Origin of the sequence: Intrasporangium sp. (assembly GCF_039812505.1) — a bacterium.
Classification (GTDB): Bacteria; Actinomycetota; Actinomycetes; order Actinomycetales; family Dermatophilaceae; genus Intrasporangium_A.
The window spans coordinates 1-13,302 of record NZ_JBDIAQ010000095.1 but is presented as its reverse complement, the minus strand read 5'-3'; the positions used below and the strand labels follow the sequence as shown (position 1 = coordinate 13,302).

11 protein-coding genes are annotated in these 13,302 nt (G+C 71.8%); 3 read left to right on the top strand and 8 right to left on the bottom strand.

Going from position 1 to position 13,302, the window contains the following annotated elements:
* Positions 1–140 precede the first annotated feature (140 nt).
* Complete coding sequence (locus WMI84_RS12410) at positions 141–1,016, bottom strand: phosphatase PAP2 family protein (RefSeq protein ID WP_347353595.1); 876 nt, start codon at positions 1,014–1,016, stop codon at positions 141–143.
* Between the two features lie 49 nt (positions 1,017–1,065).
* Here WMI84_RS12410 and WMI84_RS12405 point away from each other — a divergent pair, with 49 nt between their 5' ends.
* On the top strand, positions 1,066–1,653 hold the full coding sequence (locus tag WMI84_RS12405; protein ID WP_347353593.1) for a DNA-3-methyladenine glycosylase I: 588 nt from the start codon (positions 1,066–1,068) through the stop codon (positions 1,651–1,653).
* Positions 1,654–1,818: 165 nt separating this feature from the next.
* On the opposite strand, the gene WMI84_RS12400 is transcribed toward WMI84_RS12405, so the two are convergent.
* Together WMI84_RS12400 and WMI84_RS12395 are read right to left on the bottom strand one after the other, a co-directional pair.
* On the bottom strand, positions 1,819–3,120 hold the full coding sequence (locus WMI84_RS12400) for a TrpB-like pyridoxal phosphate-dependent enzyme (RefSeq protein ID WP_347353591.1): 1,302 nt from the start codon (positions 3,118–3,120) through the stop codon (positions 1,819–1,821).
* Positions 3,121–3,369: 249 nt separating this feature from the next.
* Positions 3,370–3,894 carry a PH domain-containing protein gene (locus tag WMI84_RS12395; RefSeq protein WP_347353589.1) on the bottom strand — a complete coding sequence of 175 codons (525 nt, stop codon included), beginning with the start codon at positions 3,892–3,894 and terminating at the stop codon, positions 3,370–3,372.
* A gap of 153 nt (positions 3,895–4,047) precedes the next feature.
* Here WMI84_RS12395 and WMI84_RS12390 point away from each other — a divergent pair, with 153 nt between their 5' ends.
* The gene (locus WMI84_RS12390; protein ID WP_347353588.1) at positions 4,048–5,802 is read left to right on the top strand and encodes an AMP-binding protein; all 1,755 of its coding nucleotides are present in this window, start codon (positions 4,048–4,050) and stop codon (positions 5,800–5,802) included.
* Positions 5,803–5,940: 138 nt separating this feature from the next.
* Here the strand turns inward: WMI84_RS12390 and WMI84_RS12385 are convergent, their stop codons facing one another.
* A complete protein-coding gene (locus tag WMI84_RS12385; RefSeq protein WP_347353586.1) occupies positions 5,941–7,632 on the bottom strand; it encodes a metallophosphoesterase in 1,692 nt (563 codons plus the stop codon).
* A 62-nt stretch (positions 7,633–7,694) separates the two neighbouring features.
* Here WMI84_RS12385 and WMI84_RS12380 point away from each other — a divergent pair, with 62 nt between their 5' ends.
* Complete coding sequence (locus WMI84_RS12380) at positions 7,695–7,973, top strand: hypothetical protein (protein ID WP_347353584.1); 279 nt, start codon at positions 7,695–7,697, stop codon at positions 7,971–7,973.
* Positions 7,974–8,094: 121 nt separating this feature from the next.
* Here the strand turns inward: WMI84_RS12380 and WMI84_RS12375 are convergent, their stop codons facing one another.
* The 4 genes from WMI84_RS12375 to WMI84_RS12360 form a co-directional block, all read right to left on the bottom strand.
* Positions 8,095–8,709, bottom strand: coding sequence for a bacterial proteasome activator family protein (locus tag WMI84_RS12375; protein ID WP_347353582.1), 615 nt, complete (start codon positions 8,707–8,709; stop codon positions 8,095–8,097).
* 142 nt (positions 8,710–8,851) lie between these two features.
* A complete protein-coding gene (locus tag WMI84_RS12370) occupies positions 8,852–11,767 on the bottom strand; it encodes an FtsX-like permease family protein (protein WP_347353580.1) in 2,916 nt (971 codons plus the stop codon).
* A gap of 1 nt (position 11,768) precedes the next feature.
* Positions 11,769–12,539 carry an ABC transporter ATP-binding protein gene (locus WMI84_RS12365; protein WP_347353578.1) on the bottom strand — a complete coding sequence of 257 codons (771 nt, stop codon included), beginning with the start codon at positions 12,537–12,539 and terminating at the stop codon, positions 11,769–11,771.
* Entirely contained in the window at positions 12,536–13,150 is a 615-nt protein-coding gene (locus WMI84_RS12360; RefSeq protein WP_347353576.1) for a PadR family transcriptional regulator, read from the bottom strand. Before WMI84_RS12360 ends, WMI84_RS12365 begins: the two co-directional genes overlap by 4 nt.
* Positions 13,151–13,302 lie beyond the last annotated feature (152 nt).

Below are 13,302 nucleotides of genomic sequence, written 5' to 3'. Positions count from 1 at the left end.
CGCTGCCCGCGGAGCGCCGCGACGAGGAGGCCGACGCGCCCGAGCCGGTCACCGCGGACCGGCGCGGCTGAGCCGGCCACACCGACACTGCGGTATGCCGCTCACCCGGGTGGGCGGCATACCGCACCTTGGGGCGGCGCTCAGGAGGCGCCGCGGCGCAGCGTGACGAGCAACCGGTGCGCGGTGATCACCGCCAGGGCCCAGGCCAGCCCGATGGCCCACGCCGCGAGCACGTCGGTGAGCCAGTGGTGGCCGAGGAAGACCCGGCTCGCGCCCATCGCGAGGACGAAGAGAGTGCCGAGGCCGACCGCGACGACGCGTTGCCACACCGCGGTCGTCAGCAGGAGCACGAGGTAGACGACGACCGTGGTCAGAACCGTGGCGTTCAGGGTGTGCCCGCTCGGGAAGGACGGCGAGGACTCGTACGGCGGCACCGCGTACCGAAGCGGCGGCCGGGCCCGCCCGACCAGGCCCTTGCCGACGAGGGTCATGGCCAGGGCCCCGGTGGCCGCGACGAGCATGATGACGACCGGCAGCCAGGCGCGGTGCAGCGCGGCGAGGGTCAGCGCCAGAACCGTGGCGAGGACCGGCATCCCGATCGGTCCGCCGAGATCCGTGAAGAGCGTGACGCCGTGGTCGAGCCCGGGGCTGCGCCACCGCAGGGCGAGCCGCAGCGCCGGCTGGTCGAGGGCCGCCACTCCGTCGTGGTCGACGACTCCTTCGTAGACCTCGTGGGCGCCCGCGGTCAGGGCGAGCATGAGCGACAGGGACAGGCCGGCGAAGACGACGAAGCCCACGTTCGCGGCGGACCAGGCGAGCGCGCGGTCCGCCGCGGGACGCCAGCGAGCCGGGAGCCGGGCGGCGATGGCGACGGCCAGGGCTCCGACCACGTGCACGAGCCATCGGCCGAACCGGGTGGGCCAGCGGGCCAGGTCGCGCGACCCGATCGACTCGCCCTGCGCCGGCGGGATCGGCGCCGGTGGGATCGGCGCCGGTGGGGTCGGGGGCGCGGGCACCCGCCCAGTGTCGCAAACGGGTCGCCATGGGCCGTCTAGTCTGGCCGGCGTGACGGTGATCGGCGACGACGGGCTGGCCCGGCCGGAGTGGGCGTCCACCGACCCGCTGCTGCGGGAGTACTACGACACCGAGTGGGGCATGCCGGTCCGCGACGAGCGCGGGGTCTACGAGCGGATCTGCCTCGAGGGGTTCCAGGCCGGGTTGTCGTGGGCGACGATCCTGCGCAAGCGCCCGGCCTTCCGCGAGGTGTTCGCGGGCTTCGACCCCGACGTCGTGGCGGGGTTCGGGCCAGCCGACGTCGAGCGGCTCATGGGCGACGCGCGGATCGTGCGCAACCGGCGCAAGATCGAGGCGACGATCCAGAACGCCCGGGCCACGGTCGTGCTGCGCGCCGAGGGTGGGCTGGTGGACCTGGTCTGGTCGTTCCAGCCGGCCGAGACGCCGCAGCCGCGGGACGGCTCCGAGGTTCCGACGGTGTCGCCGGAGTCCGTGGCCCTGTCGAAGACGTTGCGGCGCAAGGGGTTCGCATTCGTCGGGCCGACGACGACGTATGCGCTGATGGAGGCCATCGGGATGGTCGACACGCACCTGGTGACCAGCCACCGGCGGGGCAGCTCTGGACTCTGGCCGGCGTAGGGGACGGGGCCGGGGTCCTGTGCGTGCTTGGAGTTGTGCCTGTGCCTCGGGGTGTGCGTGGTTTGCGTCGTTCAGGCGACGCGAACCACGCACACCCGACCCGGCGCCGTGGTCGAGGCCGGTCGGTCCGTTGGGTGCGGGGCCAGGGCCGACCGCCCGCCGGCGTCAGAGGAACGACTCGTAGGCAGGCAGGTCGAGCACGCCGTTGCCGGACAGGCCGATGACGATCGTCTCGTCGGTGGTCGCGGCCCGGGCCCGGGCGATCGCCCCGGCCACCCCGTGCGTCGACTCCGGGGCCGGGATGATCCCCTCGGCCCGGGCGAACTCGATACCCGCCGCGAACGCGTCGTCCTGTTCGACCGCGATGGCCTCGAGCAGCCCGAGCTGCTTGGCGTGCGAGACCATCGGGGCCATGCCGTGGTAGCGCAGCCCGCCGGCGTGGATCGGCGGCGGCACGAAGTCGTGGCCCAGGGTGTGCATCTTGAGCAGCGGGGTCAGGCCGGCCACGTCGCCGAAGTCGTAGCGGTACTCGCCCTGGGTCAGCGACGGGCAGGCCGCCGGCTCGCACGCGACGACCCGGGTCGTCGCCCCCTCGCGCAGGTTGCGACCGAGGAACGGGAAGGACAGCCCGCCGAGGTTCGAGCCGCCACCGGCGCAGCCGAAGACGACGTCGGCCCTCTCGCCGATCGCGTCGAGCTGCTCGAGGGCCTCGATGCCGATGACGGACTGGTGCAGCAGCACGTGGTTCAGCACGCTGCCCAGCGCGTAGTGCGCCTCCGGGTTGGTCGCCGCTGCCTCGACGGCCTCGGAGATCGCCATGCCGAGCGAGCCGGTCGTGTCCGGGTCCTTGGCGAGCATGGCCCGGCCGGCCTCGGTGAGGTCGGAGGGCGACGGGTGGCAGCCGGCGCCATACGTCTCCATCTGCATGCGGCGGTAGGGCTTGGTGTCGTACGAGGCCCGCACCTGCCACACCTCGCACTCGAGCCCGAGCAGGGAGCAGGCGAACGCGAGCGAGGCGCCCCACTGGCCGGCGCCCGTCTCGGTGGTCAGCTTCCGGGTGCCCTCGACCGCGTTGTAGTAGGCCTGCGCCACAGCGGTGTTGGGCTTGTGCGAGCCCGCCGGGCTGACCCCCTCGTACTTGTAGTAGATCCGCGCCGGGGTGCCGAGGGCCCGCTCGAGGCGGTGGGCCCGGATCAGCGGCGAGGGACGCCACAGCGCGTAGATCTCGCGCACCGTCTGCGGGATCTCGACCCACCGCTCGGTCGAGACCTCCTGCTGGATGAGCGCCATCGGGAACAGCGGGGCCAGGTCCGTGGGGCCGAGCGGCTCCTGCGTGCCGGGGTGCAGCGCCGGCGGCACCGGCTCGGGCAGGTCGGCGGCGAGGTTGTACCAGTGCGTGGGCACGCTCGACGGGACGACCGCGCCGGTGGGCTCGGTGAAGGACTGGGTGGACGTGACCTCGGTCATCGACGGCCTCTCTCGTGGGGATACTGCGTCGGACCCTAGCGTCCCGTCCCGTGGTAGCGGCGCGTGTCTTGCCTGTCGAGGACCGCGTGCCCTCCCACCCGGCCGGGACGGGCGTGCCAACGGACGACCGTTGCTCGGGCTGACGCCAGCAGCCGTGCTCGGGCGAGTGCCGGGATGTCCCCGTCCGGGGACCAATGGTCGTCCGGCGGTACGGCCCCCGTCACGCCCCCGTCGAGCGGTCGCCGGCCCTCACTCGGCCGGCGGCTGGGCGGACCGGCGCCGCCGCAGGTCGTCCTCGTCGACGAGCCGGTTGACCAGCTGCTGGACCTCGTTGCTGCGCGGGATGTTGCGCAGCAGCTCGTCGGGGCTGTCCCCGGCGGACTCGATCCGGAGCGAGCCGGCGTTCACGATCCGGTCGAGCAGGGTCTGTTCGAACGAGACGTCGGTGATCTTGGACAGGGTGATGTCCTTGCCCGACTTGCTGAGGATGCCGCGGCGCACCATGACGCGGTGGCTGGTGACGACGTAGTGCGTCGTGCGCCACCGCAGGAACGGCACGAGCACGAACGGGATCGCGACGACCACGAGCAGACCCGCGACGACCCACTGGATCAGGTTTCCGGTCCGGTCGTCGGGGGTGGCCCAGGCGACGACGACCCCGATCGCGAGCAGCAGCACCGCGAGCAGGGTGGGGCCGACCACCGTCAGCCAGTGCGGGTGCAGGCTCTTGACGACCTTCTCGCCGCGAGCCAGGACGTTCTCCGGGAATCCCACGGCACGAGCCTAGACGGGCAGAGCGTCACGGTATGCCGTTCACGGTGCCCAACCGCCCGGGAGGCGGTGCCCTCGGCCGGGGCCCCGGTACCCCGGTCCACGAACGGCCGTCGGGCCTCTTGACGGGAGCGCCGATGGTGGCAGGGTCGGAGCATGACAGATGCCACGACCACCACCGTCGACGCCACCGCTGCCTATCGCGCCGCCCGCGACTCGCTCCTCGCCCTGCGCGAGGACTACGACGCGGCGGTCCGCGACTTCCGCTTCCCCGACCTCGGGGACCGGTTCAACTGGGCCGTCGACTGGTTCGACGCCTACGCCCGTGGCAACGACCGTCCGGGTCTGGTCATCGTCGAGCAGGACGAGTCGGTCGGCTCGTGGAGCTTCGACCAGCTCGCCCGGCGCTCGGACCAGGCGGCGGCCTGGCTGGCGGGCAAGGGCATCGGCAAGGGCGACTCGGTCATCGTCATGCTCGGCAACCAGGTCGAGCTGTGGGAGACCATGCTCGGCGTCATCAAGCTCGGCGCGGTGATCATGCCGACCACGACCGCGGCCGGGCCCGGCGACCTGCTCGACCGGATGCAGCGCGGCACCGCCCGCGCGGTGATCACCAACGCGACGGAGACGTACAAGTTCGACGACATCGAGGGCGACTACCTGCGCGTCGCGGTCGACCGGGGCGCGGAGGTGCCGGCGGGCTGGGCGGCGTACTCGGCGGCATACGACCTCGACGCGCCGCCGGCCGAGCACCCCGGCACGGCACCCGACGACCGGTTGCTGCTCTACTTCACCTCCGGCACCACGAGCCGGCCCAAGCTCGTCGAGCACACCCAGGTGTCCTACCCGGTCGGGCACATGTCGACGATGTACTGGCTCGGGCTGCGCCCCGGCGACGTGCACCTGAACATCTCCAGCCCCGGCTGGGCCAAGCACGCCTGGTCGTGCTTCTTCGCGCCGTGGATCGCCGAGGCGACCGTCTTCATGTACAACTACACGCGCTTCGACCCCGAGGCGTTGCTTCGGGTGCTGCGCACCAACCACGTGACCTCGCTGTGCGCGCCACCGACCGTGTGGCGGATGCTGATCAACGCCGACCTGTCCGGCGGGCCGGGCAACCTGCGCGAGGTCATCGCGGCCGGCGAGCCGCTGAACCCGGAGGTCATCGCGCAGGTGACCAAGGCGTGGGGGCTGACCATCCGCGACGGCTACGGGCAGACCGAGACCACGGCCCAGGCCGCCAACACGCCCGGCCAGCCGCTCAAGCCCGGTTCGATGGGGCGGCCCCTGCCGGGGGTGCCGGTCGTGCTGGTCGACCCGCTCACCGGCCGGCGCGCGGAGACGGGCGCGGACGGCACGTGCGAGGGCGAGATCTGCCTCGACCTGGCCGCGCACCCGCTGCCGCTGATGTCCGGCTACCAGGGCGACCCCGAGCGCAACGCGGCCGCGATGGCCGGCGGTTTCTACCACACCGGCGACGTCGCCACGATGGACCCGCAGGGCTACATCACCTACATCGGGCGCACCGACGACGTGTTCAAGGCCAGCGACTACAAGATCAGCCCGTTCGAGCTCGAGTCGGTGCTCATCGAGCACCCGGCGGTGGCCGAGGCCGCCGTGGTGCCGACCCCGGACCCGGTGCGGCTGGCCGTGCCGAAGGCCTACGTCGCGCTCGCGCCGGGCTACGAGCCGGGAGCGGAGGTCGCCAAGTCGATCTTCGCCCACGCCCGCGAGCGGCTGCAGCCGTGGCAGCGGCTGCGCCGGATCGAGTTCTTCGACCTGCCCAAGACGATCTCGGGCAAGATCCGCCGGGTGGAGCTGCGCGGCCGCGAGGTCGACCTCGACCAGGCCGGGTCGGACCGGCCCAGTCTCGAGTGGCGCGACGACCAGTTCCCGGAGCTCAAGGGCTGAGTTCCGTTGCGGCGGAGTCGGCTCGGTCCGGTGTGACACTCTGCGCCTCCCGATCGACAGTGCAGCAGTTCCGATCGACAGTGCAGCAGTTCCGATCGACAGTGCAGCAGTTCCGATCGACAGTGCCGCAGTCGCGTGTCACGGGCGCCCCGTGCTGGTCGGCCCGGTCGTGGGGATCGTCGTCGTCGTGGCCGGCGGCTGGGTGCCGGGAGGTTCCGCTCCCGGCGGCACCGGGGTGATGTTGCGCGTCGTCGTCGGGTCCGTCGCGCTGCACGAGCGGGTCGGTTGCTGCGTGCCGGCCGGCGGAGGACCCTGCGCCTGTTCCGGTTGCTGGCCTCCCGGCTGGTCGGGCGGCTCGATCGTCGCGCCGTTGATGACCTGGATCGAGTCGTAGGCCGGCCGTCCCTCGAGCAGGTTGCGATAGCTGTAGCGGGCCAGCCGGGTCAGGTTGCAGGCGGTCCCGAAGGTGGCGATGTCGAAGGCGTACGGCTGGCCGGTGAGCTCGGCGTCCTCCCCGGTCGTGTAGTGCGTGAAGAGGCCGCCCCCGGTGAACGTGCCGACCTGGATCCGGTTGCCGAACAGGCCTGCCTTGTGGATGTGCCCGTTGACCAGGATGCCGGCCCGCTTGACGTAGCTGACGGCGTACGGCTCGTGGGCGACGACGATGTCCGGCTCGGGCTGGTCGGCCATGGTCCGGTTGAACGCGTCGACCGCGGGAGCCTCCTTGGCGACCGGGTCCTTGTTGTCGTCGCCGAACCACCGCGGGTCGTTGAACCCGGCGATGCGCAACCCGTGGAAGCTCAGCTCGTGGTAGGTACCCTTCGGGCCCTGGAGCAGCACGACGTTCGGGATCCGGCTCAGTCGCTCGAGCAGCGACCGGTCGGTGGGCGAGCCCTGGTCGTGGTTGCCCGAGACGAAGATGTAGGGCACGCCCAGCGAGGCGATGCTCTTGAACAGCCCGGACGCCTCGCCCTCCTGGACGCGCCCGAAGTTGATCAGGTCCCCCGAGTCGATGACGGCGTCGATCTGCTCCTCCTTGATGATCGAGCGCATCAACGGGTACTGGTTCGCCCCGTGGATGTCCGACACGAGCAGGAAGCGCGCGGCCACCGGCTTGGTGAGGTCGCCCGGCACGAACTTGGCCTGCAGCGCCTGTGACACCGCGAGCAGGTTGCGCACGTACGGGGTGACCTCGTCGGCGCGTGCCTCGACACCGGTCAGCATCCCTGCACTGCGCCTGACCAGACCGAGCACGCCCGTGGTCGTGAAGGACTGGAACCGGTCGGGCCGGAAGGTGGTGCTCACGCCTGCCCCGGTCACGACGCACGCGGCGACCAGGCCGGAGGCGACCAGCCACAGGTAGTGCCGCCGCGGCCGTCGCCACATCGCGTAGTGGACCATCAGCGTCAGGGCGAGCGCCACGACTGCGGCTCCCAGGACGAAGCGCAGCCCGAGGCCGAGGGCGGCCGCCCGGATGGCCGCCGACAGCTCCGTGTCGGTCGGCTCGAGCGCGTCGACGGAGACGTCCGGCCGGGTGAGCAGCCCGGTGATCTCCGGGCGCACCGAGACGGCCACGTCGAGGCCGGGCGCGACGAGCGGGGAGGAGAACCGCAGGTCGACGTCGCCCAGGATCGTCGGCGCGTGCAGGACCGGGTTCGGTCGCGGCACGACGTCCAGGCGCAGCACGGCGCGGTAGTGCTCGGTCTTGACGACGGTCGGTGCCAGGTTGGTGGCGGCGACGCCGCCGAGGTAGCACATGACGAGCACGGCGAGCCACCGCCCGAGCATCTCCGCCCGGCGTAGCCAGGCTCGTCCGCTCATCGCCACCATCGGCCCCACTCTAGGCGCCGTGACCCGGAAAGCCTTCGGGCTGCTTTGGCACAATCGGCGACATGTGGATCGTCGCCCTCGTCGCCGCGGCCGTGCTGCTGACCCTCTCGACGCGTCAGCTGATCCGCGCCAACCCGAGGTCGCCGCTGCCCTGGCTGCGCCGGCCCCAGCAGGAGCCCGGCAGCACGCTGGTGCTGCGCATGGCCGGCGCCTTCGCGGGGCTGCTCGCCGCCGTCCTGACCCCGCCGCCCCTGCTCGGCTGGTTCTTCCTCGGGATCGTCCTGGCCTTCCTGCCGACGGCCGTGCTGCAGGCCCGACACAACGCCCACGTCGGCAGCTGACCGCCTTGCCCCCTCCCCCCTCACCCGGGTCGATGTATTAGCGCGGGCCAGAGACCGCGCGATTACATCGAACCGGCGTCAGGCAGGAGCCGCGATCCCAGAACCGACGTGGGCCGGCCCGTCACAGGTACTGGCCGGTTGGCCCACCCGTCTCGGGGCCCGGCCGGCCGGCGCCGGGGTGCATTCCGGGATGCAGGCCCGGGGGTTGCCCGTACGACGAACCGGGGTGCGCCTGGGGCAGGGCCCGCATCTGGGCGAGCTGCTGCTGCGCGGCCATCTGCTGGGCGACGAGGGCTGTCTGGATGCCGTGGAAGAGCCCCTCGAGCCAGCCGACCAGCTGCGCCTGGGCGATCCGCAGCTCCGGGTCGGTCGGTGACTCGTCGGTGAACGGCAGCGCGATCCGGTCGAGCTCGTCCACCAGCTCGGGGGCCAGACCGTCCTTGAGCTCCTCGATCGACTGGTGGTGGATCTCGGCCAGGCGCTTTCGGCCCTTGTCGTCGAGGGGGGCGCTGCGCACCTCGTCGAGCAACTGCTTGATCATCGACCCGATCCGCATGACCTTGGCCGGTTCCTCGACCAGGTCGGCCGGGTTGGTGCGCTCGCGTTCGTGCTCGCCCCCTTTGCCGTCGGGGTCGGCGACCCCCATCCCCTCGGGGGTCACCACGACGATGCGCGCATCCTGCTGGTCACCCGCGCCCTCTTGGGGTCCCTGGGCCTGCGTGTGGTGCTCAGTCATGCCTTCTATCCTGCCGCACTCTTCCCCGCCGTCGAGAGCATGCCGGGTCTGTGGAGAGGTTTGCGTCGTACGTCCCGCCGCGCTACGTGCCGGGCGATCGCTGTCCTGCTCGTCAGGTGAGGCAACGGCTGTTCAGGTGTGTTCAGGTGGCTCTCTTCGTCACCGTGGGTGCCCGTCGGATGCTCACCCACGCCAGGCCCCCGGCGACGAGCGGGACCAGCAGGACCGGCAGCAGGATCTGCAGCCAGGGGATGTCGATGACCACGGTGCTGAGGTCCATGCCCGCCCCGGAGTAGTCCGCCGTGAGGATCCGCGAGATCGCGATACCCGGGGCGATGCCGACGAGGACGCCGAGGACGGCGCCGAGGATGCCGAGGTAGGTCGCCTGGGCGCCCGCCAGTGCGCGTCTCGTCCCGCGCGTGGCACCGACGGCCGCCATGGTGCCGAGCAGGGGCGCCGCCTCGGCCTGGCCCAGGGCGGTCGCGATGAGGGTCGCGACGAGGATGACCAGCGCGATGGTCCCGATGGCGAGCGCGATGACGAGGCCGTCGTCGCGCTGGAAACCGCGCTCCACCTGCACCGTCGCGTCTGCTGAGATTCCCGCGACGACGTCGGCGATCCGCTGCTCCTGCTCCACCGTGATCGGCCCGTCACCACGCAGGATGGTGGCGTAGGGGGACGCTGTCAGATGCAGGTCCTTCGCGGTCCGCGTGGTGATAAGGCCCCCCACGCCGCCACTCCAGGTCACGAGCGCCCGCACCCACTGGTCGTGCTCGAGCCTGACGACGGGCAGGCGAACTGCGTCCTGCTCCTGCTGCGCGACGGTGGCAGCCCCGTTCGGGGTCGGTGTCACGCGGTACCGACTCAACATGACGGTGCCATCGGTCGTCTGGATGTCGACCGGTCGGAGCCGGTCGACGTCGACGACCCCCGTGTTCCAGCGGGTCTGTCGCGGCAGGCCTCGTGTCGCGTCGGGATCGAGCATCGCGAGGGCGCCGTCCGCCATGGCGCTGCGCTGCCTCGGGGTCAGGGTGAGCACGGATGTGAGCTGGTCGAGGTCTGCCGCCTTTAGTGCACTGCCGGGCAGGGAGCCTGATGTGGACAGGGCCGCGCAGCGCGGGGCGGGTTCGTCGGCGGAGACGGCGATGTTGCTGGTGCTATCGACCGTGGCGTCGTTGACCCTGATCGTCTCGGCGAGGGTGCAGCCGGCGGGAACCGCAGTCAGGGCGATGCCGCTCTCGTCGTCTCCCGACAGCGACTGCAGGTCAAGGGCCTGGATGGATGGTTCGACGCGACGGATCGCTGCCGTCAGCTCGGCAGTGGTGACGGGCCCTCCGGGAGTGTTCAGGAGCGCTTGACCGGTGGCGACCGTCGGTCGGTAGTTGGCAGCCTGTCGCAGGGTGTCGGCCTGCAGGGCGATGCATGCCGTGGTGAGGACTGCAGCGCCGGCCATGATCGCCGCCACGGTCGGTGTGGCGCGCCCCCGGAGCCGCCCCGCCTCGCGCGCCGCCATCCGGCCGGCCAGCGGCAGGCGATGCGCCAACCGCGCGCCCAGAGCGAGCACGAGCGGCACCATGAGCAGTGCCCCGATGACGATCAACAGCACCCCGCCGAGGAAGACGAAGAAGTATGCCGTGTCGTACTGGAACGACGCGAACAGCACGGTTGCCACGCCGATCCCGGCGAGCATCGCGCCGACGACCGGGACGCGGCGTCGCAGTGGCGCTGAGACCGACTGGCCGCGCAGGATCGAGACGATGTCGAGACTGCCCAGCCCTCGGCTCGGGACGAGCGCTGCGACCACAGAGCTGACGACCCCGGCCACGACCACGACGGCAATGGCGGCCCAGGGCACCTCGAGCGGGCCGAAGAAGTAGCGCGGCGCGAACCGCCCGACCACGACCGCAGCCAGCAGACCGCCGGTGATCCCCACGGCAGCGCCGAGCAGCGAGGACAGCACCCCCAGCACCAGGGCCTGGGCGAGCACGCTCCGGCGCAGCTGGGCCCTGGCGGCGCCGTTGGACGCAGCAAGGGCGAGGGTGCGCCGCTGTCGAGCCGCACTGACCGCGAAGGCCGGCCCGGCGAGCAGACTGGTCAGCAGCAGCAGGCCGAGGGTGGCTGCCCCGACCGCATAGAGAGCCGAGTTCGAGTCCGGTGGGCCACCGTCGCCCTCGAAGAGGGCAGCGGTCTGCGGGTGCAGGGCGACATACCGGCTGTAGGCGCCGATCCCGTGCCGGTTGAGCTGCTCGATTTCGGGCCAGGTGATCGGCGAGCTGCGCTCGACAAGCCACTGCACACTGGCGGCGGTGACGGAGGGGGTCGTGATGACCTCGACGGGCTCGACCTGCGTGCTGCCCCAGGTCTGGAAGCCCTGTCCCGTGCCGACGACGGTGACGGTCCGTTGCGTCACATTCCCGGCGCCCGAGTCGTCGATCAGCTCGAACGTGCCCGAGGTCGGCAGCCCCGTCGCGACACCGACCGGCGTGACGACGACCTCGTCTGTCCTGGTGGGCCAGCGGCCGGTCTCGAGAGTGACCCTGGGCGCGAGCACTGCTCCCGCCACCTCGCCGTCCACCCCGAGGACGCTGACCTGAATGGCGCGACCGTCGAGGCGCACCGTCCCCGTGGTGGCAGTGACCGGATCCATCCGACCTCCGACCAACGAGCCGAGCGCGGCTGCCTCATGGCCCGGCCCATATCCCGGCACCGGCTCGGCCGGCCGGGGCTCAAGCCCCTCGGGGGTGTAGCTCGTGTTGGGATCCAGACCCTGACGCAGGGCCTCCGAACGTGGCCCGACGAGGAATCCCTGCGTCTGGCCAACCTGCAGAGGCAGGCGTTCGGCAACGTCCAGGTCGTTGCTATACCACAACGTGCTGCCCGCCACGAGGAGCAGGACCGGCAGGCCCACCATGACCGCGATGAGCACGCTGCGCCCGCGGTGCCGCCGCACGTCGCGGCGCGCCATGCGCAGCGCGACCCGCCATCCGGCCCGCCACTGCTCGAGGCGGCCCGCCCCCTGCTCGGGCCGCCCCGAGTCCGCCTGGTCTCGTGTCGGCATGTCAACGCGTCCCGGCGAGAAGCGAGTCCGCCGAGTCGGGCCCGCCGGTCGAGTCGACGATGCGCCCGTCGCGCAGGAAGACCACCCGGTCGGCCCAGGCGGCATGCCGCGCCTCGTGCGTGACGAGCAGACCCGCAGCACCCGCGTCGCAGCGCTGTCGCAGCACCTTGAGCACCCCCTCGCCGGTGTGCGAGTCGAGCGCTCCGGTCGGCTCGTCGGCCAGGACCAGCTGACGCTGCCCGACGAGCGCGCGGGCGATGGCGACCCGTTGCTGCTGACCGCCGGACATCTGGTCGGGGTAGCGGTCGGCCAGCTCGCGCAGGTCGAGCCGGGCCAGTGCGTCGAGGGCCTGCGAGCGGGCGCGCCGCACCGAGAAGCCGTCGAGCTCGAGCGGCAGCCCGATGTTCTCGGCGGCGGTCAGGCTCGGGATGAGGTTGAGGTCCTGGAAGACGAACCCGACCGTGCGTCGCCGCAACTGTGCAAGTCCTTTGGCATCAAGGGAGTCGAGTCGTATGCCGCTCACCTCCACCGTGCCGGAGGTGGCCTTGTCGAGCCCGCCGGCCAGGTTGAGCAGGGTCGACTTGCCCGAGCCCGACGGACCCATGACCGCGACGAGCTCGCCGGAGGAGACCGACAGCGAGGCGCCGTCGAGAGCGACGACCTCGGTCTCGCCGGAGCCGTGGACCCGGGTCACGTCGGTCAGCACGAGGACCGGCTCGGTCGGTGTCCCGGTAGCCGGTCCGGTCACAGGAGCGTGCTCGGTGGTGTTCATGCCCGGGCTCCCTTCGGGTCGGTCCGGTCGGTCTGCGCCGTCTCGTCGAGGTCAGGTGAGGACAGTGGTGGGGTGAGCGGCATACGGGCATGACGCGCGAGCGTCGCCTCGACGTGGTCGAGCCAGCGCACCTCGGCCTCGCCGGTGAACAGCAGGCTCTCGAGGACGAGCTGCCAAGCGAGGTCGCGCGCGCCCGGCTCCTCGGGGGCGGAGGCCTTGAGCCGGGTCAGGTCGCGCAGATGCGTGAGGGTCGCGGTGCGCTGCGTCTGCACGACCGCAGCGACGTCGACGCCGGGAGAGGTGACGGCGAGGGCGAGCTTGATGATGAGCTCGTCGCGGGGCGTCGAGTCGCGGTCGACGGGGGTGTGCCACCACGCGTCGGCCTGCTCGCGGCCGGACTCGGTCAACTGGTAGGTGATCCGGCCCTCGTCGTCCGCCCCGCCGACGGGCTCGACGAGGCCGTCGCGTTCGAGCCGGGCGAGGGTCGTGTAGACCTGCCCGATGTTGAGCGGCCAGGTGTTGCCGGTGCGCGCCTCGAACTCGTTGCGCAGCCGGGCGCCGTACATCGGCTGCTCGGCGAGAAGCGCCAGCAGACCTTGCTTGACCGACATCGACGACTCCCCTGCATACTCGGTATCTCCTGAGGTGGGAGCATGTATACCGGGTATGTCGAACGAACGCAAAGCGTCAGGTGGTCAGCAGGATCTTGCCGATGTGCGTGGAGGCCTCCATCTCGCGGTGCGCGTCGGCCGCGCGTTCCAGC

Bases quoted from the DNA above. Each gene is read 5' to 3' on its own strand.
- WMI84_RS12400 (WP_347353591.1), bottom strand. From the start codon at position 3,120: ATGACCGAGGTCACGTCCACCCAGTCCTTCACCGAGCCCACCGGCGCG.
- WMI84_RS12390 (WP_347353588.1), top strand. From the start codon at position 4,048: ATGACAGATGCCACGACCACCACCGTCGACGCCACCGCTGCCTATCGC.
- WMI84_RS12385 (WP_347353586.1), bottom strand. From the start codon at position 7,632: ATGGTGGCGATGAGCGGACGAGCCTGGCTACGCCGGGCGGAGATGCTC.
- WMI84_RS12380 (WP_347353584.1), top strand. From the start codon at position 7,695: ATGTGGATCGTCGCCCTCGTCGCCGCGGCCGTGCTGCTGACCCTCTCG.
- WMI84_RS12375 (WP_347353582.1), bottom strand. From the start codon at position 8,709: ATGACTGAGCACCACACGCAGGCCCAGGGACCCCAAGAGGGCGCGGGT.
- WMI84_RS12370 (WP_347353580.1), bottom strand. From the start codon at position 11,767: ATGCCGACACGAGACCAGGCGGACTCGGGGCGGCCCGAGCAGGGGGCG.
- WMI84_RS12365 (WP_347353578.1), bottom strand. From the start codon at position 12,539: ATGAACACCACCGAGCACGCTCCTGTGACCGGACCGGCTACCGGGACA.
- WMI84_RS12360 (WP_347353576.1), bottom strand. From the start codon at position 13,150: ATGTCGGTCAAGCAAGGTCTGCTGGCGCTTCTCGCCGAGCAGCCGATG.